At 72.5% G+C, this 20,707-nt stretch carries 17 protein-coding genes and 1 tRNA gene; 7 read left to right on the forward strand and 11 right to left on the reverse strand.

The window, feature by feature from the left end:
- From ACFW2Y_RS24850 to ACFW2Y_RS24880, 7 genes are all read right to left on the reverse strand, one after another.
- Positions 1–725 (reverse strand): LPXTG cell wall anchor domain-containing protein (locus ACFW2Y_RS24850; RefSeq protein WP_384883261.1); only part of this gene is annotated, 725 nt, incomplete at its 3' end.
- 159 nt (positions 726–884) lie between these two features.
- A complete protein-coding gene (locus ACFW2Y_RS24855) occupies positions 885–1,328 on the reverse strand; it encodes a hypothetical protein (protein WP_384883264.1) in 444 nt (147 codons plus the stop codon).
- 42 nt (positions 1,329–1,370) lie between these two features.
- The gene (pth, locus tag ACFW2Y_RS24860; protein ID WP_384883267.1) at positions 1,371–1,967 is read right to left on the reverse strand and encodes an aminoacyl-tRNA hydrolase; all 597 of its coding nucleotides are present in this window, start codon (positions 1,965–1,967) and stop codon (positions 1,371–1,373) included.
- A gap of 107 nt (positions 1,968–2,074) precedes the next feature.
- Entirely contained in the window at positions 2,075–2,662 is a 588-nt protein-coding gene (locus tag ACFW2Y_RS24865) for a 50S ribosomal protein L25/general stress protein Ctc (RefSeq protein ID WP_384883270.1), read from the reverse strand.
- A gap of 271 nt (positions 2,663–2,933) precedes the next feature.
- Positions 2,934–3,908: a ribose-phosphate diphosphokinase gene (locus ACFW2Y_RS24870; RefSeq protein ID WP_384883272.1), complete on the reverse strand. Its 975-nt coding sequence runs from the start codon at positions 3,906–3,908 to the stop codon at positions 2,934–2,936.
- 120 nt (positions 3,909–4,028) lie between these two features.
- Positions 4,029–5,459: a bifunctional UDP-N-acetylglucosamine diphosphorylase/glucosamine-1-phosphate N-acetyltransferase GlmU gene (gene glmU / locus ACFW2Y_RS24875; RefSeq protein WP_384883275.1), complete on the reverse strand. Its 1,431-nt coding sequence runs from the start codon at positions 5,457–5,459 to the stop codon at positions 4,029–4,031.
- Positions 5,460–5,632: 173 nt separating this feature from the next.
- Positions 5,633–5,708: transfer RNA gene (locus ACFW2Y_RS24880), tRNA-Gln, on the reverse strand.
- 207 nt (positions 5,709–5,915) lie between these two features.
- On the opposite strand from ACFW2Y_RS24880, the gene ACFW2Y_RS24885 reads away from it, so the two are divergent.
- On the forward strand, positions 5,916–7,238 hold the full coding sequence (locus tag ACFW2Y_RS24885) for a sensor histidine kinase (RefSeq protein WP_384883277.1): 1,323 nt from the start codon (positions 5,916–5,918) through the stop codon (positions 7,236–7,238).
- Positions 7,239–7,373: 135 nt separating this feature from the next.
- On the opposite strand, the gene ACFW2Y_RS24890 is transcribed toward ACFW2Y_RS24885, so the two are convergent.
- Together ACFW2Y_RS24890 and ACFW2Y_RS24895 are read right to left on the reverse strand one after the other, a co-directional pair.
- Positions 7,374–7,865: an SUKH-3 domain-containing protein gene (locus ACFW2Y_RS24890; protein WP_384883280.1), complete on the reverse strand. Its 492-nt coding sequence runs from the start codon at positions 7,863–7,865 to the stop codon at positions 7,374–7,376.
- Between the two features lie 10 nt (positions 7,866–7,875).
- Positions 7,876–8,388 carry a YwqJ-related putative deaminase gene (locus ACFW2Y_RS24895; protein ID WP_384883282.1) on the reverse strand — a complete coding sequence of 171 codons (513 nt, stop codon included), beginning with the start codon at positions 8,386–8,388 and terminating at the stop codon, positions 7,876–7,878.
- A gap of 271 nt (positions 8,389–8,659) precedes the next feature.
- Here ACFW2Y_RS24895 and ACFW2Y_RS24900 point away from each other — a divergent pair, with 271 nt between their 5' ends.
- From ACFW2Y_RS24900 to ACFW2Y_RS24910, 3 genes are all read left to right on the forward strand, one after another.
- Entirely contained in the window at positions 8,660–9,658 is a 999-nt protein-coding gene (locus ACFW2Y_RS24900; RefSeq protein ID WP_384883285.1) for an SMI1/KNR4 family protein, read from the forward strand.
- Between the two features lie 7 nt (positions 9,659–9,665).
- A complete protein-coding gene (locus ACFW2Y_RS24905; protein ID WP_384883288.1) occupies positions 9,666–12,200 on the forward strand; it encodes an SUKH-4 family immunity protein in 2,535 nt (844 codons plus the stop codon).
- Between the two features lie 150 nt (positions 12,201–12,350).
- A complete protein-coding gene (locus ACFW2Y_RS24910; protein ID WP_384883290.1) occupies positions 12,351–13,304 on the forward strand; it encodes a cellulose-binding protein in 954 nt (317 codons plus the stop codon).
- 309 nt (positions 13,305–13,613) lie between these two features.
- Here the strand turns inward: ACFW2Y_RS24910 and ACFW2Y_RS24915 are convergent, their stop codons facing one another.
- Positions 13,614–14,366, reverse strand: a complete 753-nt coding sequence (locus tag ACFW2Y_RS24915) for an META domain-containing protein (RefSeq protein WP_384883293.1) — start codon at positions 14,364–14,366, stop codon at positions 13,614–13,616.
- A 559-nt stretch (positions 14,367–14,925) separates the two neighbouring features.
- On the opposite strand from ACFW2Y_RS24915, the gene ACFW2Y_RS24920 reads away from it, so the two are divergent.
- Positions 14,926–15,426, forward strand: a complete 501-nt coding sequence (locus ACFW2Y_RS24920; protein WP_384883296.1) for a hypothetical protein — start codon at positions 14,926–14,928, stop codon at positions 15,424–15,426.
- A 77-nt stretch (positions 15,427–15,503) separates the two neighbouring features.
- Here ACFW2Y_RS24920 and ACFW2Y_RS24925 read toward each other — a convergent pair whose 3' ends face one another.
- Entirely contained in the window at positions 15,504–17,015 is a 1,512-nt protein-coding gene (locus ACFW2Y_RS24925) for an MFS transporter (RefSeq protein WP_384883298.1), read from the reverse strand.
- A 192-nt stretch (positions 17,016–17,207) separates the two neighbouring features.
- Between ACFW2Y_RS24925 and ACFW2Y_RS24930 the strand changes: the two genes are divergently transcribed.
- Positions 17,208–18,077 carry an ABC transporter ATP-binding protein gene (locus tag ACFW2Y_RS24930; protein WP_384883300.1) on the forward strand — a complete coding sequence of 290 codons (870 nt, stop codon included), beginning with the start codon at positions 17,208–17,210 and terminating at the stop codon, positions 18,075–18,077.
- Positions 18,074–20,647, forward strand: a complete 2,574-nt coding sequence (locus tag ACFW2Y_RS24935; protein ID WP_384883303.1) for an ABC transporter permease — start codon at positions 18,074–18,076, stop codon at positions 20,645–20,647. The genes ACFW2Y_RS24930 and ACFW2Y_RS24935 overlap by 4 nt, the downstream gene beginning before the upstream one ends.
- Positions 20,648–20,707 lie beyond the last annotated feature (60 nt).

The raw sequence follows: 20,707 nt of genomic DNA on the forward strand, positions 1-20,707 counted from the left end.
GTCGTGGTCCCACCGGTGGTGCCGCCGGTGGTGGTCTCACCCGTGGTGGTGCCGCCGGTCGTGGTGGTCTCGCCGGTGGTGGTGCCGCCGGTGGTGGTCTCACCCGTGGTGGTGCCGCCGGTGGTCGTCTCGCCGGTGGTGGTGCCGCCGGTGGTGGTCTCACCCGTGGTGGTGCCGCCGGTGGTCGTCTCGCCGGTGGTGCCGCCGGTCGTGGTCTCACCCGTCGTGCCGCCGGTGGTGGTCTCGCCGATGGTGCCGCCCGTGCTGGTCTCGCCCGTGGTGCCGCCGGTTTCGCCCGGGCAGGTGTGGGAGAGCGGGAACTTGTTGTCCTTGCCCGGCAGCGGGCCCCCGGTGATCGTGGCTTCGACCTTCTGCAGCTCGGCGCCCACCTCGGAGGCCACGTACGCGTGTTTGCCCTCGGGGTTGCCGAAGCCGCTGAAGTCCGTGATGACCTGCGTGCCGCCGGGCTCGAAGGTGACCTTCAGCTCGACGAAGTCCGCCTTGCGGCCGGGCAGCACGAAGTGCCAGCCGTCCTTGTCGGACGCGATTCCCGGGCACGTCTCGCCGCCCTCGTTCGGGAATTCCGCAGCCGTCAGCGGAAGTTCCTGACGCAGCGTCGGGTGGTTGGCGTCTATGCCCTCGGAAGCGGAGGCCATCGGCGCAAGGGCGAAGGAGCCCGCCATGGCCGCGACAAGAGCGGCTGCGGGGAGGAGGGAGCGTCGCATGTGCAGTCGTCCATCTGTGGGATGAGGATGCTGTGGGAGGTGGCTGGGGCAGCGTATCCGTCCCCTTGAGCCGGACTTAAGGGGGAGGTCCGTAACGATTGCCCCGGACGTCGGGGGGCTGGCGTCCGGGCAGCGGCGGACGGCTCGGGGCCCGGTCGCTCAGAGCGCGAAGAACGCCGCCAGGAGCAGCGCCCCGCCGACCCCCGCGAGCGACCACGCGGTGCGCGGCAGCCGCAGGCCGCCGCCGACGAGCGGGGCCGCGAGGAGCAGCGCCCCGCCCAGCGGGAGCCAGGCGTGGAGTCCGCCGCCCCATCCCGTCCGCACGCCCTCGTCGGTGCCCGGCTTCACCACCACCGGGATCGTCGTGCCCTTCTGCGCCGCGACCGAGTGCGCGATCGTCAGGGTGCGGCGGTTCGAGCTCGGGTCCTCCGGGGCGAACCGGCCGCTGCAGGTCTCGTCGGTGCAGTCGGTCACCGTCAGCGTGCCGTGCTCGCGGCCCTTGGCGAGCAGGACGTGCTGGGCCGAGTTCCACGAGGTCCAGGCGCCCGCGACGAGGAGGAGCAGGGCGACCAGGGCCATGGCTGCGTTACGGACGTGCGTCATGACCCGCGATCGTACAGTCGTACGTTCCCGTTGCCGGAGGGCCTAGGAGTTGTACGCCGACTGGGCCCGCTCCAGGCCCTCCGCCACCAGGCACTCCACGGAGTCGGCGGCCCGGTCCACGAACCACTCCAGGTCCTTGCGCTCGGTCGACGAGAAGTCCTTCAGGACGAAGTCCGCGACCTGCATCCGACCCGGCGGCCGTCCGATCCCGCACCGCACCCGGTGGTAGTCCGGACCCATCGCCTTCGTCATCGACTTCAGGCCGTTGTGCCCGTTGTCGCCGCCGCCCAGCTTCAGCCGCAGCACCCCGTAGTCGACGTCCAGTTCGTCGTGGACCGCCACGACGTGCGCCGTCGGCACCTTGTAGAAGTCGCGCAGCGCCGTCACCGGGCCGCCCGACAGGTTCATGTACGACATCGGCTTCGCGAGGATCACCCGCCGGTTCTCGGGCCCGGGAGGCCCCATCCGGCCCTCCACGACCTGGGCCTGTGCCTTCTGGGCCCGCTTGAACGAGCCACGGATCCGGTCCGCGAGCAGGTCCACGACCATGAAGCCGATGTTGTGGCGGTTGGCCGCGTACTCGGGCCCCGGGTTGCCGAGGCCGACGATCAGCCAGGGGGCGTTGGCGTCGTCCGTCATGTCCGTCAGATCTCCTCGTATCCGTACAAGGGAAGGGTCCGTACAAGGGAAACGGGGTGACGGGCCGCACGGCCCGTCACCCCGTCACGTCAGGCAGAGCCTACGGCTCAGGCCTCGGCGCCCTCGGTGGCCTCGCCCTCGGCGGCCGGCTCCTCGGCCTGCGCGGCCAGGACCTGCAGCACGACGGCGTCGGCGTCGGTGGCCAGGGTCACGCCGGCCGGGAGGGTGATGTCCTTCGCCAGGACGGAGGCGCCGGCCTCCAGGCCCTCGACGGAGACGGTGACGGCCTCGGGGAGGTGGGTGGCCTCGGCCTCGACGGAGAGGGTGCCGAGCACGTGCTCCAGCAGGTTGCCGCCGGCGGCCAGGTCGCCCTCGGCCTGGACCGGGACCTCGACGGTGACCTTCTCGCCGCGCTTGACGAGGAGCAGGTCGACGTGGACCAGGAAGTTCTTGATGGCGTCGCGCTGGACGGCCTTCGGGATCGCCAGCTCGGTGGTGCCGTCGATGTCGAGGGAGAGCAGGACGTTCGGCGTGCGGAGCGCCAGGCCGAGCTCGTGGGCCGGGAGGGCCAGGTGGATCGGGTCCGAGCCGTGGCCGTAGAGGACGGCGGGAACCTTGGCCTCGCGGCGGATCGAGCGGGCGGCACCCTTGCCGAACTCCGAGCGGACGGAAGCGGCGAGCTTGACCTCGGACATGTTGCACTCCTCGTAGAAGGTGACGAAAGAAGGTGGTCACCCGGCCACGACTGGCGATGGCCTGCTACGAAGAGCGCGTCGATAACGGACCGCCGTGACCCTCACCGGGTACGGCCTCCCTCGCCGAGCAACTACGGCAGTCTACCCGCCACCCCCGACCCGCCCAAATGGATCAGTGCCCCGGCCCCTCCGGAAAGGAAACGGGGGCTGCTTCCCCCGATCGAGGGAAGCAGCCCCCGTTCCGGCGGGCCGAGGCTCAGTGGCGCAAGACTCAGTGCTCCTCGAAGAGGCTCGTCACCGAACCGTCCTCGAAGACCTCGCGCACCGCGCGGGCGATCGTCGGCGCGATCGAGAGCACCGTGATCTTGTCCAGGTCCAGTGCGCTGGGAACCGGCAGCGTGTCCGTGAAGACGAACTCGCTGACCTTGGAGTTCTTCAGGCGGTCCGCGGCCGGGCCCGACAGGATGCCGTGCGTGGCGGTCACGATGACGTCCTCGGCGCCGTGCGCGAACAGGGCGTCGGCGGCGGCGCAGATCGTGCCGCCGGTGTCGACCATGTCGTCGACGAGGACGCAGACGCGGCCCTTCACGTCACCGACGACCTCGTGCACGGTGACCTGGTTGGCGACGTCCTTGTCGCGGCGCTTGTGCACGATCGCCAGCGGGGCGTCCAGGCGGTCGCACCAGCGGTCGGCGACCCGCACCCGGCCCGCGTCCGGGGACACGACCGTCAGCTTCTCGCGGTCGACCTTGCCGCCCACGTAGTCGGCCAGCACCGGCAGCGCCGACAGGTGGTCCACCGGGCCGTCGAAGAAGCCCTGGATCTGGTCGGTGTGCAGGTCCACGGTCAGGATGCGGTCCGCGCCCGAGGTCTTCAGCAGGTCCGCCACCAGGCGCGCCGAGATCGGCTCGCGACCGCGGTGCTTCTTGTCCTGACGGGCGTAGCCGTACGACGGGATGATCACGGTGATGCTCCGGGCCGAAGCCCGCTTCAGAGCATCGATCATGATCAACTGTTCCATGATCCACTTGTTGATCGGGGCCGTGTGGCTCTGGATCAGGAAGCAGTCCGCGCCGCGCGCCGACTCCTGGAAGCGGACGTAGATCTCACCGTTGGCGAAGTCGAACACCTTGGTGGGAACGAGACCGACTCCCAACTGGTGTGCGACCTCCTCGGCCAGCTCGGGGTGGGCGCGGCCGGAGAAGAGCATCAGCTTCTTCTCGCCGGTCGTCTTGATCCCGGTCACAGCACTGTCTCCTCAGACGTGTTCTCTGGCCGCGATCCCGCGCTCCCGTGCGCGTGTGCGAACCAGCCGAATTTGTGTGCACGTATCACGGTACGCCGAGTTCGACGTACCTGTTTCCGGTCAGCTTTCGCCGGCGGATCCCTCCGGGGTGACCGCGGCGGCCTGCGCGGCAGCGCTTCCGGGCCGCTTCCGGGCCACCCAACCCTCGATATTCCGCTGCTGGCCCCGGGCCACGGCCAGTGCGCCGGCCGGGACGTCCTTCGTGATCACGGACCCGGCGGCGGTGTAGGCGCCGTCCCCGATGGTGACGGGAGCCACAAACATGTTGTCCGAGCCCGTCTTGCAGTGGGACCCGATCGTGGTGTGGTGCTTCGCCTCGCCGTCGTAGTTCACGAAGACGCTCGCCGCGCCGATGTTCGTGTACTCGCCGATGGTCGCGTCGCCCACGTACGACAGGTGGGGGACCTTGGTGCCCTCGCCGATCGTCGCGTTCTTCATCTCCACGTACGTACCGGCCTTGGCCTTCTTGCCGAGGTTCGTCCCCGGCCGCAGGTACGCGTACGGCCCCACGGAGGCGTTCTCGCCGATCACCGCGGAGACGGCCACCGCGTTGTCCACCCGGGCGCCCTTGCCGACCGTGGTGTCCTGCAGGCGCGTGTTCGGGCCGACCTCGGCGTCCTCCCCGATGTGGGTGGCGCCGAGCAGCTGCGTACCCGGGTGGACCACCGCGTCCGGCTCGAAGGTCACGGTGACGTCCAGGATGACGGAGGCGGGGTCCACGACCGTCACGCCGGCCATCATGGCCCGCTCCAGCAGCCGCTGGTTCATCAGGGCCCGGGCCTCGGCCAGCTGCACCCGGTTGTTGATGCCGAGGATCTCGCGGTGGTCACCGGCGACGGAGGCGCCCACCCGGTGGCCGGCCTCGCGCAGGATCGAGAGGACGTCGGTGAGGTACTCCTCGCCCTGGCTGTTGTCCGTCCGGAGCTGGTTGATCGCCGAGGCGAGCAGCTTGCCGTCGAAGGCGAACACACCGGAGTTGATCTCACGGATCGCGAGCTGCGCCGCGGAGGCGTCCTTGTGCTCGACGATCGCGGTCACGGCACCGGACGCGTCGCGCACGATCCGGCCGTATCCGGTGGAGTCCGGCACCTCGGCGGTCAGCACGGTCACGGCGTTCCCGTCGGCGGCGTGCGTGTCGGCCAGCGCCCGCAGCGTCTCCCCGGACAGCAGCGGAGTGTCCCCGCACACGACCACCACGGTCCCGTCGGGTGCCTGCCCCAACTCGGCCAGGGCGATCCGCACCGCGTGCCCGGTCCCGTTCTGCTCTTCCTGGACGGCGGTCCGGGTCCCGGCGTAGTGCTCCTCCAGGTGGCCCCGCACCTGCTCCCGGGCGTGCCCGACGACCACGACGAGGTGCTCGGGCGTCAGCTCCTGAGCGGCGGACACGACGTGCCCGACGAGCGACCGTCCGGCGATCTGGTGCAGGACCTTGGGGGTCTTCGACTTCATGCGGGTGCCCTCACCCGCTGCGAGGACGACGACGGCTGCCAAGGGGGTCCCCCCTGTTCGAGCGGAGCCGAGATCTTGGGGGCGGATGGCGCTCACGGGAATGCCCTTCGGCTTTGGGTGGTGGACCCACGAAGGATACCGGGGGGCAGGAAGGCGGACATGAGTGCGGGTCCTGACCTGCGTGGTCAGGACCCGAACGGAAGCGTGGTGCGCCGTGGCTCCCCCGCAAGGATTCGAACCTTGTCCTGCTGGTACCAAAAACCAGTGTGCTGCCAGTTACACCACGGGGGACAGCGCCTCAGACCATACCGGAGACGGGTCTTCGTCCGGGACAAGATCCCGATTAGTCGTCCGACGATCCGTGGAGCGGCACCGACCTCCCGGCCGCTCCCGCCGGTGCGGACCGCTCGGCCGCTCCCGGGGGCGCCCCCTCCGGGCCCCCGGGGGCTTCTTCGAGGGCGTGCGTCGTCGACGGGCGCCGCCCGTAGGGTGGTGGGCATGACCACAACGGGGGCAGACCGGGGCGCCGAGGGCGTCGCACGCTGGTGGTGGTGGGGGAGACGACGGAGCGCCGTCCTCGACGTGGCGCTCGCCCTGGTGTCCGCACTGGAGTGCGCGGGCGAGGGGGTCGGCTTCGCCGAGAAGGGCGCGATGCCCGCGCCCGTCGGGGTGGTGTTCGGGCTGCTCGTCGGGTCCGTGCTGCTCGTGCGGCGGCGCTGGCCCATCGTCGTCGTGCTCGTGTCGATCGCCGTGGCACCCGCCGAGATGGGTTTCCTCATGGGGATCGTCGGGCTGTACTCGCTCGCCGCCTCCGAGGTGCCCCGGCGGATCACGGCCGTGCTCGCCGGGATGTCCACGCTCGCCGTCTTCGTCGTGACGTTCGTGCGGATGCGGCAGGACGTCGCCCAGGTCGACGGCGGCCCGCCGGACATCGATCCGAGCGGTTGGTACGTGCCGAGCATCGCGCTCTTCGTCACGCTCGGACTGAACGCGCCGCCCGTGCTCTTCGGCCTCTACATCGGTGCCCGGCGCCGCCTCATGGAGAGCCTGCGCGAGCGCGCGGACTCGCTGGAACAGGAGCTGTCGCTCCTCGCCGACCGGGCCGAACAGCGCGCGCAGTGGGCCCGCCAGGAGGAGCGGACGCGGATCGCGCGCGAGATGCACGACGTGGTCGCGCACCGGGTGTCGCTGATGGTGGTGCACGCGGCGGCGCTGCAGGCGGTGGCGTTGAAGGACCCGCAGAAGGCGGTGAAGAACGCGGCGCTCGTCGGCGACATGGGTCGCCAGGCCCTGACCGAGCTGCGCGAGATGTTGGGGGTGCTCCGGGAGGGGACCGCTCCGGTGGCGCCCGCCGCGGTGCCCCTGGCCGCCGTGGGGCGGGCCGCCGCGGCCGCCGCGGAGGCCGCCGCCGACGACGGCCCGTGCTTGGACGCGCTGGAGGGCCTGTGCGAGCAGTCGCGGCTCGCCGGAGCGGCCGTGGAGCTCGTGGTGATCGGAGAGTCGCGCAGCTACGGCCCCGATGTGGAGCGCACGGCGTACCGGGTGGTGCAGGAGGCGCTGACGAACGTCCACAAGCACGCGGCGGGCGCGGAGGTCGTGGTGCGTCTGGCGCACCGGGACGCCGAGGTCGCGATGCAGGTGGAGAACGGCCCCTCGGACGCCGCGGTGGCCGACGTGGGGCTGCCGAGCGGCGGGAACGGACTGGTCGGGATGCGGGAGCGGGTGGTCCGGCTCGGGGGCGCCTTCGTGTCCGGTCCGACCGAAGCGGGGGGCTTCAAGGTGTCGGCGGTCCTGCCGGCGGGCGAGCACCGCGCTCCGTGAGGCCCGCCCGTGTCCTGCCGGCGGGCGAGCACCGTGCCCCGTGACGCCCGCGGTTCCCCGTGACGCCTGCCCGCGGTCCTGCCGGCGGGCGAGCACCGTACCCGCGGTGCGGTCGGTCCCGTTGCCGTCCCGGCCCTAACCGGTCGTGAGGCGGATCGGCTGGGCGCCCGTGACCAGGGTCGACAGCGCCGCGTCGATGTCCTTGCCGAGGTACCAGTCGCCCGCGTGGTCGAGGCTGTAGACCCGGCCCTCCACGTCCATGGCGAGGACGGCCTGATGCTCCCCCTCCTCGCCCAGCGGTGCGAGCTCGGTGTCCAGGGCGCGGCCGAGGTCGGCGAGGGTCCGGGAGAGGTGGAGCCCGGCGAGCGGGTCGAAGCGGACGGCGGCGGGCGCTATCTGTCGGCCGTGGCCGGGCGCGGCGATCCGCAGCCCGCCGAACTCGGCCCAGGCCTCCACGGCGGCGGGGAAGACGCTGTGCTGGTGGCCGGCGGGGGAGATGTGGGCGCGCAGGGCGTCGGCCCACTCTTCGGCGAGCTTGATGTCCCAGCGGCCGGGTTGCCAGCCGGCCTCGCGGAGGGCCGCGTCGACGTTCACCGGGAAACGGGTGGTGCTGAGGTGGTCGGGCATGGAGGTGCGGTCAGCCGTTCTCGACAGGCGTGGTGGGGTCGACGGTGCGGACACCGAAGTGGGCGAGCATCGCCGTACAGGACCGGCAGGGTGCCACGTAGCTGCCGTGGAGCGGGTCGCCGTCCTCCCGGATGCGCCGGGCGGTGAGCTTGGCGTGCTTGAGGGAGCGACGGGCTTCCCCGTGGGTGAGTGGTTTGCGCTGGGCGCGCTTGGAGCGCCCGCCCTCGGCGGCGGCGAGGTGCCGGGAGAGCAGGATCGCCTCGGGACACCGCCCGGTGAAGCGCTCCCGCTGACTGCTGGTCAGGGTGTCCAGGAAGTCCTGGACGAGTGCGTGCAGCACGGGGGGCCGGTCGCCGCGGCCCGCGGTGCACGTGAGGGTCTCGCCGCGGACGGAGAGGGCGGCTCCGACAGTGGGAAGGATTCCGTCGCGGCGGTGACGCAGCAGAGGCGCATGAGTGGTCTCGGCGCTGCTGCTCCAATTGAGGCGTGGGTCACCCTGTGTGGGCGTCGTGGTTGCGTGCATGGTGCTGGTCTTCCCCTCCTGCAATCCCCCGAGTTGCGTGGACAGCCTGCCAAATAGGGAGCCATATGGGGAAGCTGGGGCGCCGAAACCGCGCTCCGGTGTGTCGGAATCATGGTGCAGTCGTCATGGGTTCGTGACAGACGGTCACGCTCGGTGAGTGCTGCATCGGGCCCGATCCGGCCCCTTGTGGCAGCGCATAGGCTGTGCCCAGCCGGGCTGCGCGGAAGCAGCCGGTAGGAGCAGTCAGCGACGCCAGCAGGGGGCAACCGCCATGACGACAGGTCGGCTCGGGCAGGACACCGCGCCACCGAACGCGGCCTACGCCGGGCAGGTCGTGCACTTCCCGGACCCGGTCCGGGCGGCCCGTCACCCCCGGGGGGTGCGGGTGGACGAGCACGGCTACCCGGACTTCTCGCCGTATGCGCGCGCGGCGGCGGAGATCGCCGATCCGCCGGCGGGCTTCGGCGTCGACGAGCTGCGTCTGACGGACTACGTGTCGGCGAACGCCGCGATGGCGGCGACCGGACACGAGCTGTGGGACACGATCCCGTCGGTGGCGACCCCGCACGGTTGGACCTGGCACCACGTCGCGCGTTCGCGACGGATGGAGCTGGTCCCGGTCGAGGTGAAGGCCCTGCTGCGCCACCACGGCGGGGTGGCGACGGCCGCCGTGGACCAGGCGAAGCAGGGCACGCGCCCGCTGCAGGAGACCCGGCCGGCGCACTTCGGACTGCCGAAGGGCGCGGTCTCGGTGTCGGAGCTCCAGCTCCAGGGGGTCGAGGAGGACCTCGGCTACCGGCTGCCGGGGGCGTACCGCTCCTTCCTGAAGGCGGCGGGCGGCTGCGCCCCGGTGGGGGCGGCGCTCGATGCGGAGCTCGGGCTCCTGGTCGACCAGCCGTTCTTCACGGTGCGGGAAGAGGCGGGCGTCAACGACCTGGTCTACGTCAACAAGTGCCTCCGGGACCACCTGACGAAGGACTACCTGGGCGTCGCGTTCGTCCAGGGCGGTCTGGTCGCGCTGAAGGTGAAGGGCGCGGCGGTCGGATCGGTGTGGTTCTGCGCGTACGACGACGCCAGGGACTCCGGTGAGGCGGCGGCCGGTTGGACGGTGCACGAGCGGGTGGAGCGACTGCTCCGGCCCTGCGGCGCCGACTTCGACGTGTTCCTCCAGCGACTCGCGGGCAATCCGCCGGAGTTGGAGACGGTGGCGAACCTGATGGTGGACGGCGGCTTCGCGCGTGCCGTGCCCGTGGTCCCGGTGGGGGAGTGAGCTGGCTGTGGTGACGTTCGCACAGGCGCAGGAGCGCGCCGAGGAATGGATCAACGGCGACCTGCCGTCGTACCAGCACCGCGAGGTGCGGGTGCGGGAGTTCGAGCTGGGGTTCGTGGTGTGGGCGGAGGACCGCGAGGGCGGTCCGACCTCGGACGGCGGACGCCAGCGACTGGTGATCGCGCGGGACAGCGGTGAGGCCACCCTCTGGCCCGGGCTGCCGGTGGGCGAGGTGATCCGGCGGTACGAGGAGGAGTACGGCGCGACGGACGGGATTCCGGCGCAGGCGGCCGTGCCGGCGGCCCGGATCGACCTGAACCAGACCTCGTTCCTGCTGAGCCCCCCGGAGTGGCTGCAGGACGCGGCGGACAAGATCGGGCTGCCGAGGGAGGAGTCGCACGCCTCGCAGGAGAGCGCGAGCACGCTGCCGCCCGCGGACGACTCCTCGGACGCGACCGTCGCGGGGGAGGCGGGACCCTCGGCCTCGGTGGCCTCCTCTGCTTCGCTGGCGTCCTCGACCGTGGACGCGCCCCCGGACGGGGCGACCGGCCCGGTCCCCGGGGCGGTCACCGTCCCGCGGCCGGCCGCCGAGCGGGACGGCTCCGCCGAGCCGCCCGCCGGGGCGGACGGGCCCGAGCACGAACCGACGGCGATGGACGGCGTCCCGGCGTCCGCACCCGCTCCGACTGCGCCTCCGGCGGCGCCCGTGTCGCCCGCTCCTCCGGCCGCCGCGCCTCCTGCGCCCGCTTCCGACAGCCCGTGGGCGGATGCCAACGCGAGTTCCGGCGGCGCGAACGGTGCGGTGCCGCTGCCCGAAACCGTCTTCGCCCCGCCGCTGTCGGGAACGGACGACGAGGACACCCCGGCGCCGGTGGTGGGCGCCGACGCGCCGACCGCCCTGATGAAGGGGGGCAGCGCACTGCCTCCGACCGCGGTCGCTCCCCGGCTCGATCCGGCCGCGCCGGCACCGGGTGCCGCTCCGTCCCCCCAGCCGTCGCCCGGCCAAACGGGGGCGGGCGCACCGCCCCCTCCGCCGCCCGTGCCCTCGACGCCGGGCGCGCGGGACATCGCGGACGCCGCGACCAGCAAGGCGGCCCTGTCGCCGAAGGCCGGGCGCGGCCCCACGCCCACGCCCCCGCCCCCGCCGGGCGCCCCGGGGGTGCCCGGCGCGTCGTCGGGGGCGGGAGCGCACGTCCCCACCCAGGTGGTGCCGCAGTCCGGGCCCGAGGGACCCCGGCCGCCCGCCCGGCCGGGCCCGCCGCCCCCGCCGGGGCCGGTGACGCCGCCCCAGCCGGTGCACCACGCGGCGACGGTGCTGGCGCACCCGAACCAGGGCGGCCTCGGCACGCCGCCCCCGCCGCCGGGCGCACCCGGCACGCCGCCCCCGCCGCCGGGCGCACCCGGCACGCCTCCGGGCGGTGTCGCGCACGCGGCGACGATGCTGGCGCACCCCGGTCCGGGGACCCCGCCGCCCCCGCCGGCTCCGGCACCGCCCTTGTCCGGCGGGCACACGCCTCCCCCGGCCCCCGGTCCGGTTCCCGGGGCGTACGGCTATCCGCAGTCGTCGGGACAGCCGATGGTCGGCCCCGGCTACCAGGCGGTGCTGCGCTACCGGGCGCCCGACGGCTCGGAGGCGCAGATCATCCGGCGTTCGGCGCCGGGCACCCCGCACCCGGAGTGGCAGATCCTGCACGAGCTGAGGGCGATGAACGTGCCGCCCCAGCAGGTGCTGGAACTGCACACGGAGCTGGAGTCCTGTGAGCTGCCGGGCGGTTACTGCGCGCGGATGATCCGGGAGACCTGGCCGCAGGCCCGGATCACCAGCATCGCCCCGTACGGCCGTGACCATGCGGGGCGACAGCAGGGCATGAGGCAACTCCTCACGCATCAGGGCGAGTTGCATCAGGTAGCGGACGGTCCGGCACGTCCGGCCCCGGTACGGGCGCCGCTGCCGCAGGTGCAGCCGGCGCCGCCGATCCCGCCGGAGGGGGTCGCACAGGAACTCGCCGGCGCCTTCGGCCCGGGGATCCTCCGGTTCGACCAGCGGGCGGTGTCCCGCCAGGGCGTGCCGGACATCGTGGCGCGCACCCTGGTGTGGGCGGGGCTCCCGGCGGACTTCGGGCCGTTCTTCTGGGCCCAGCCGGCGGTGCCGGTGGTCCCGACCTTGGCCGAGTTGGCGGGGCAGCGGCAGGTTCCGGCGGCGCCGGACGCCAGCTCGTACCTGGTGCTCGGTTCGGACTTCGGGCGGGCGATCTGCGTCCAGTACGGGACGGCGCACATCGTGGCGGTGCCGGTGGAGGCCGGCCCGGGCGGGCAGTCGGTGCCGCCGCAGTTCGTGAACACGGGGCTGCCGGAGTTCACGCGGTCGATGGCGCTGCTCGGTCGGATGTGGCGGCTGCGCTTCGGGCTGAACCCGGAGCAGGCGGGCCGCTGGACGGTCGACTTCCAGGCGCAGCTGGCGATGTTGGATCCGGCCGCGCTGTCCTCTCCGGAGAACTGGTGGTCGGTGCTGCTGGAGCAGATGTGGGACGGCCTGTTGTAGGTCGCCAGGAGATCGCCGTGTGACCGCATGGCCGTAGATGGATCGAATGTGATGAAAGGCGCTCGACGTGTTCGCACGTAGGGCGCCTTTTGTCCGTTCCGATGCCGCATCCTGTACGGGTCGGACCGTATGACGGAAAGGGCGGCGGAGATGGTCTTCACAGGCGGGCGGGGGCGCGGGTACCGCCCCGAGCAGGTCGACCGTCATCTCGCCGCCCTCTCGGAGGAACGGGACGCCGCCTGGGAGCGGGTGGCTCGGCTCACGGCCCTCGCGAAGGAGAAGGAGGCCGAGGCGGCGTCGCTGCGCGAGCGGGTCGCCTCCCTCGCACCGCAACGGTACGAGTCCTTGGGCGAGGCCGCGCAGAAGATCCTGGAACTCGCCGAGCGGGAGGACGAGAAGCTCGTCCGGGCGGCCGAGGCCGAGGCGCAGGCCCTCGCGGAGGAGGCGGGCACGGCGGCCCGGGAGGCCGCGGAGTCGGCGCGGGCCCACGCGGAGCAGGTCCGGGCGACGGCCGAGGCGGAGGCCCGCGCGACCCTGGAAGCGGCCGGGGAACGGGCCGAGACGATGTCCACGATCGCGCGGCAGGACGCGGAGGGGGCCCGGGCCGCGGCCCGGGAGGCCTTCGAGCGGACCGAGCGGCGCGCGGAGGAACTGCGGGCGGAGCAGCGCGCGGAGCAGAAGGCGGTGCGGGAGGAGGCCGAGCGCACGGCCGAGACCGCGGCGGCGGCCCTGGACGCCCGCCACCAGGAACTGTTCGAGGCGGCCGAGGCCCGGCTCGCGGAGGCGCAGAAGGCCCTGGCGAAGACCGAGGAGCAGGCCCGGCACGGCCAGCAGGACGCGGAGGCCCGCGCGGAGGAGGTCCTCGCCGGGGCGCGGGTGAAGGGGGAGCGGATCGAGCGCGAGACGGAACGGGTGCTGCGGGAGCACGGCGAGGCGCGGGACGAGATCCACTCCCACATGGACCACATCCGCAGCTCCCTCGGCGCGTTGACGGGGCGCGTGGCAGAGCCCGGGCCCGAACGGGGCGGGAACCAGGCAGGTTCGGCCGGTTCGGCGGGGCATGGCGACGCGGCGGACCGGGACGGCTCCGGGGACGCTGCGTAGCCCCCGTGCCCCGGTGCCCGGCCGCATGCGCGGTGGTGTCGCGGGCCCCTGGCCTCCGTACGACGACGGAGCGGCGGCCCCCCTCCTCTCAGCCGCCCTCCGCGGGAGCTCCCTCAGGGGACCTCGCCGCCCGCGGCAAGGGCGACGGCACGTTCGCCACCCGGACCGGGACCGGCGTCTGGAACGGGTTTCACTACCTCGTCGGAGTCGGCGGCGCAACGGTGGCGGGCCCGGGCGGCTGGTCGGCCCCCTTCGAGCGCGGCGTGCCGGTGCCCCTGCCCCCAGAGCCCTGACTGCACGGCATTGGTACTAGCCCTTCACCGTGCGGAAACCGAGTTCGTAGTCCTCTCCGTACCGCATGTCGGCGTCCGGGCTGAGGTCCAGGCGGCCGTTATTGCGCAAGCAGGTCCAGGTGAAGGTGTTGGGGAACTTGTCGAGGAAGCTTTGGATCTGGGCCGGGATGCTCGTCGTGCACGAGTCGCCGGCGGTGACGGCCAGGGGGCCGATGGCGACCCGGCTGCCCTCGAACACCGCGCGGCCGGAGAGTTTGCGACAGCCGGTTCCGCCCTCGATCGTGCCGTCGGGGCGGAACCGCAACCAGGGCGCTTCGGAGGCCGGCCAGTCCGAGTACCACTCGCCGTTGTAGTTCGCGATGTGGTCCAGCAGGTAGCGCCTGCCGAACATGCTCCGGACCCGGCTCATCCGGATGAAGATCTGGTTGCCCTGCTCGTTCTTGAGGCCCATGACCTCGTTGTCGTAGCGGAGCGCGAGCTTTCCCGTGAAGGACTCCTGGAGCCGGCCCCGGAACTCCTCCTCTTCCGCATCGCACCCCCGACCTGGAGAAGTGCTCCGGCGGCTAGGCGCGAACGGGTGCTTGGCCGGCTCCACGGTGAGGTGGTCCTGCGACACCACGGCCGGACGCGCCGACGGGTGGCAGCCGTCGCTGGCCCAGATGATGCCGTCGGGGCCGAACTCCAGCCAGGCGGCACCGTTCTGCGGCGCCGCGATCTCGCGTCCGTCGACCCTCAGCCCCTCGATGGTCCAGCGCTCTCCCAGGAGCATGCCCCCGGGTGGGTCCGGAATCTCGCCCCAGGAGGCGCCGGGGAGCGGCTCGCCGGCGCCACCGGTCCGGGACGGGGCCTGCGTACACCCTCCGGTTGTGAGCAGGGCGACGCACAGGACCGCAGCGAGGAGGGCTCTTCGCTGGCTCCGGGTCTGGCTCCGGGTCTGGTTCCGCATATGAGGTCAGACCCGCGACAGTGGCTCACAGTTGTACGAGCACCCGGATTGCGGGCACATGGCCGGACGGTGCGGACTGGGGCCCGAGCGAGAGCAGCGGGATGCCCCGCCTTGTGCGAGTCTCAGCTGCGGCGGACGTTCGGCCCGTCTGCCGCAGCGAAGCCCGCCGAAATCCTGCCGGGGAAGCATCCGACCGCAGTGCGGAACCCGTCGGCGCCCGGTGGAGTCCGGCAACCAGTGCCCACACAACCTGCCGGGAACGGGCGTGCAGGAAGCCGATGGCGCGGGAATACCGTGGGGCGCGATACGAGGTCTTCGCCGATCGGGGCGGATGCACGGCGAAGGGAGGGGCACGGTGTTCGCAGTGGCTTGGGGGGTTTACATGACGGCCTTGGGCTGGATCGTGGTGACTGATGTCCGAGGAGCCGCCCACCGCTTCCACGACTTTTCCCGCGCCTTCAGGCCGTCCGGCAGCGCCAGTGCGCGGTTGGTGAGCGTCGGCTTCTTGCGCGTGATGGCCGGGGTGTTCGCCCTGATCGGTCCCGTCGTCCTGGTCCACGGACTCGTGGGACTCTGGCACGGTGAGGCGGGGGTGCCCATGTTGCCTCGGCTTCCCCCGTTGTTCGTCGCGGCGCAGGTGGCCGTCTTCGGGATCTTCTTCTGGAGGGTCTGGCGGCGCTCCGGCGTGCTGCGCCGTGAGTGGGACGGCGGCAGTGGTCCGCAGCGTGCGGTGGCCGTCGGCCTCACGGCATCGATGATCGTCCTCGTCGCGACGTTGGGCTTCGGTTGGTGGGCTTGGGCGATGGTCAGTGGGTTTGTGACCGGCCTGTGCGGGATCGCCCTGTTGCTGTGCGGTCGACCGGTCGGCCCGTCGACCGGTTGACCGGCTTCCGCGGACCTGTCGGACCCCTTGCCGGAGCGACCGGTTCGGTGGCGGCCGGCGCAGTCGCCCCGTAGCGGTCAGTCGTCGCCCCCCGCCGCCTCCTTCAGGACCGGGAAGCGGCGCGGGGCCAGCGTGAGCAGGACCAGGAGGGCGAGGGCCGCCGCGCCGGCCGCCCCCAGGTAGACCCAGTCCACCGCCGCGTCGACCGCCCGGCGGATCCGGTCGGTCGTGTTCAGGGAGCGGGCCAGTGCGTCGAGGTCCGTGTCGGGGCCGAGGCGGGCGGCGAGGACGCCGTTGGCGACGGCGCCGAAGAGTGCGGCGCCGATGCTCTGGCCGACCTGGCGGCAGAAGAGGACGGAGGCGGTGGTGGTGCCGCGCTCCTCGTACGGCACCGTCGACTGCACGCCCACCACCAGGGGCAGTTGGAAGAGGCCGAGGGCCGCCCCGAGGAGCAGCATCAGCAGGGTGGGCTGCCAGGCCTCGCCGGGGAACGGCAGCAGCGGGAACGCGAGCAGCAGGAGCAGCGCGAGCGAGATGCCGAGGACCGCGGTGAGGCGGAAGCCGATGCGCCCGTAGACCCGGTTGGCGAACGCCGCGCTGATGGGCCAGCTCACCGTCCAGGAGGAGAGGACGAAGCCGGCGGCGATCGGGCCGAGCCCCAGCACGGACTGGGCGTAGGTCGGCAGGAAGGCGGTCGGGGCGACCATGAGCAGGCCGAGGGCGCCGAGCGAGAGGTTGACCGCGGCGATCGTGCGGCGGCGCCAGACCCAACCGGGGATGATCGGTTCGGCCGCGCGCCGTTCGACGAGGACGGTGAGCGCGGCGAGGACGGCGGCGCCCCCGAAGAGGCCGAGGGACGGGGCGGAGAGCCAGGGCCAGGCGACGCCCGCCTGGACGAGTGCGGTGATCAGCAGGGCTCCGGTGGCGAAGACGCCGAGGGCGCCGGCCCAGTCGACGCGGACGCGTGCGCGGGGGGTCGCGCGGGCCGGTTCGACCAGGTGGCGGCCGATCAGCCAGAGGGCGAGCAGCCCCACGGGCAGATTGATGAGGAAGATCCAGCGCCAGTCGGCGTAGCCGGCGAGCAGACCGCCGACGGCCGGGCCCGCGACGGAGGAGGCGGCCCAGACGGAGGAGAGCCGGGCCTGGATCTTGGGGCGTTCCTTCAGGGGGTAGAGGTCGGCGGCGAGGGTCTGGACGGTGCCCTGGAGGGCGCCGCCGCCGAGCCCCTGGACGATGCGGAAGGCGATGAGGGACGCCATGCTCCACGCCGTGGCGCAGAGCAGCGAGCCGAGGAGGAAGAGGGCGGTTCCGGCGATGAGGACCGGCTTGCGGCCGAAGGTGTCGCTGAGCTTCCCGTACACGGGCAGGGCGACGGTCACGGCGAGCAGGTAGCCGGAGAACAGCCAGGAGAAGACGGAGAGTCCACCGAGGTCGCCGACGATCTGGGGAACGGCGGTGGAGACGACGGTGCCGTCGAGGGCGGCGAGCCCCATGGCGAGCATGAGCGCGGCGACGACGGGGCCGCGGCGATCGGCGGTGGGAGCGGCTTCCCGGTCGGCCGCGGCCCCGGTCGTCAACGGATCGGTCACCGCGCACCGTTCCTTTCTTCGTACACCTAAATGTGTGCGGTCAGGGTCTCACTCGGTCCGGGGGCGGAGGAACCCCTAAGGGCGTCTCCCCCATGTGATCCAGGGGCCGTTCGTACCGGCGGAGGAGGAGAAGTGCCATGTCCGCTTCATACCGTGAACGTACCGACCACCCAGCGCCGCAAGGAGAGAACCGTGACATCGGCTGTGACCACCCCTCGGCACGGGGGCGAAGAGGGAAGCGCGGCGCACGGCGCCTCGGCGAGGGGTGACGGCCGGGCGACCGGGGGGCGTACGGCCGTCGCCGCACGGGCCCGCGGCGTCGTCAAGGCGTACGGCACGGGGGAGACCCGTGTCCTCGCGCTGGACTCCGTCGACGTGGACATCGCCCGCGGCCGGTTCACCGCGATCATGGGGCCCTCGGGCTCCGGCAAGTCGACCCTGATGCACTGCCTCGCCGGGCTCGACGCCGTCACCGGCGGGCAGATCTTCCTCGACGACACCGAGATCACCGGCCTCAAGGACAAGAAGCTCACCCGGCTGCGCCGGGACCGGATCGGCTTCATCTTCCAGGCGTTCAACCTGCTGCCCACCCTGAACGCCTTCGAGAACATCACGCTGCCGATGGACATCGCGGGCCGCAAGCCCGACCCCGAGTGGCTCCGCCGGGTCATCGACACCGTCGGCCTCTCCGACCGCCTCAAGCACCGGCCGAACCAGCTCTCCGGCGGTCAGCAACAGCGGGTGGCCGTGGCCCGTGCGCTCGCCGCCCGGCCCGAGATCATCTTCGGGGACGAGCCGACCGGAAACCTCGACTCCAGGGCCGGTGCGGAGGTGCTCGGCTTCCTCCGCACCTCCGTGGACGAGTTGGGCCAGACGATCGTCATGGTCACCCACGACCCCGTCGCCGCTTCCTATGCGGACCGCGTGATCTTCCTCGCCGACGGGCGGATCGTCGACGAGATGGAGCGGCCCACGGCCGACGCCGTGCTCGACCGCATGCGCCGCTTCTCCACCGGCGGCGCACCGGCTTCCGAGGTCGACGCCTCCGGGCGGGCGTCATGACCGTCCTCAAGACCTCGCTGCGCAACTTCCTCGCGCACAAGGGGCGGATGGCGCTCTCGGCCGTCGCGGTCCTGCTCTCGGTCGCCTTCGTCAGTGGGACGCTCGTCTTCACCGACACGATGAACACGACCTTCGACAAGCTCTTCGCGTCCACCGCCTCCGACGTCACCGTCAGCCCGAAGGGGGGCGACCCCTCCGGCGGCACCCCGGCCACCGGGCGCCCCGAGGCCTTCGCGGCCTCCGTACTGGAACGGGTCAAGGGCGCCGAGGGCGTCAAGGAGGCACAGGGCTCGGTCGCATCGACGGGCGTCACCGTCGTCAACGCGCAGAACGAGAACGTCGGACCGACCGGTGGCGCTCCGACCGTCGCCGTCAACTGGACTCCGAACGAGCTGCGTTCGGTGGAGCTGGTCTCCGGCCACGAGCCGCGCGGCCCCACCGACGTCGTCGTCGACGCCTCCACCGCCGAGAAGCACGGCCTGGAGCTCGGCGACACGCTGCGGACCATCGCCGTCACCGGTGACTTCACCGCGAAGATCTCCGGCATCGTCGACTTCAAGGTCACCAACCCCGGCGCCACCGTCGTCTACTTCGACACCGCCACCGCACAGCGCGAACTCCTCGGCGAAGAAGGCTTGTTCACCCAGATCTCGGTCGATGCGCAGCCCGGCGTCACCGACGAGGCCCTGAAGGCGAACGTCGCCGCGGCCCTCGGCGACGGCTACAAGCTGCAGACGGCCGAGGAGGCCGCCGACGCCGGTCGCGAGGAGGTCGCCGGCTTCCTCAACGTCATGAAGTACGCGATGCTCGGCTTCGCCGGAATCGCCTTCCTCGTCGGCATCTTCCTCATCGTCAACACCTTCTCCATGCTGGTCGCCCAGCGCACCCGGGAGATCGGCCTCCTGCGGGCCATCGGATCGAGCCGCGAACAGGTGAACCGCTCCGTCCTCATCGAGGCGTTCCTCCTCGGCCTCGTCGGCTCCGTCACCGGTGTCGCCGCCGGGGTCGGCCTCGCCGTCGGACTGATGAAGCTCATGTCCGCGGTGGGCATGGAACTCTCCACCCGTGACCTCACCGTGGCCTGGACGACCCCGGCCGTCGGCCTCGCCCTCGGCATCGTCGTGACCGTCCTCGCCGCCTACGTCCCGGCCCGCCGCGCCGCCAGGATCTCCCCCATGGCCGCCCTCCGCGACGCGGGCACCTCCGCGGACGGCAGCACCGGTCGGGGACGGCTCGGGGTGGGGCTCGCCCTCACCGGCGCCGGAGCGGCGGCCCTGATCGTGGCGGCCCGCGCCACGGAGGCCAAGCCCGGTTCCCTCTGGCTCGGCGCCGGCGTCGTCCTCTCCCTCCTCGGGCTCATCGTCATCGGACCGTTCCTCGCCGGCGGGGTCGTGCGGGCCCTCGGCGTCGTCGTCCTGCGGATCTTCGGCCCCGTCGGCCGGATGGCCGAGCGGAACGCGCTGCGCAACCCGCGCCGCACCGGTGCCACCGCCGCCGCCCTGATGATCGGCCTGGCGCTCGTCGCCTGCCTCTCCGTGGTGGGCTCCTCCATGGTCGCCTCGGCCACCGAGGAACTGGACCGTTCCGTCGGCGCCGACTTCATCGTCCGGTCGCGCACCGGGCAGCCGATCGTGCCGCAGGCCCAGGCGGCGATGGAGAAGGCCCCCGGCCTGGACCACGTCACCGAGTACAAGGACCTCGAAGTCGAGGTCACCGACCCGCACGGCAAGGACGCCACGGTCGAACTGGTCGCCACCGACCCGACGTACGTGAAGGACCTGCGCCGCGAGACCACCGCCGGCACCCTCAGCGACGCCTACGGCGAGGACGCCGTGTCCGTCGGCAGCGACTACGCGGCCGAGCACGACGTGAAGGTCGGCGACGTCCTGACCGTCGCCTTCAAGGGCGGCGAGGCGGCGGAGCTCACGGTCGCGGCGATCACCGCGGACACCGGCGACATCGACAAGGGGGCGATGTACGCGAACGTCACCACCGTCGCCCGCTACCTCCCCGCCGAACGGATGCCGCACAGCGTGCTCGTCCTCGCCGGTGCCGTGGACGGCCAGGAGGACCAGGCCTACCAGGCCCTCAAGGACGCGCTCGCGCCGTACCCGCAGTACGCGGTGAGCAACCAGGCCGACTACAAGACGGAACTGCGCAACCAGGTCGGCCAGTTGCTCAACATCGTGTACGGGCTCCTCGCCCTCGCGATCGTCGTCGCCGTCCTCGGCGTCGTGAACACGCTGGCCCTGTCGGTGGTCGAACGGACCCGGGAGATCGGCCTGCTCCGGGCGATCGGGCTCTCCCGCCGCCAACTGCGCCGCATGATCCGCCTGGAGTCCGTGGTCATCGCCCTGTTCGGAGCGCTCCTCGGCCTCGGCCTGGGCATGGGCTGGGGCACCTCCGCCCAGAAGCTCCTGGCCCTGGAGGGCCTCGGCGTCCTGGACATCCCCTGGCCGACGATCCTCACGGTCTTCGTGGGCTCGGCCTTCGTGGGGCTCTTCGCGGCGCTCGTCCCGGCGTTCCGGGCGGGCCGGATGAACGTCCTGAACGCGATCGCGAGCGAGTGACGGCCGGTCCCCGGCACGGACGGTCCGGCCCGGGGGCCGCGACGCCGGTCGGCCCCGCCC

This window comes from Streptomyces sp. NPDC058877 (assembly GCF_042742855.1).
Taxonomy (GTDB): Bacteria; Actinomycetota; Actinomycetes; order Streptomycetales; family Streptomycetaceae; genus Streptomyces.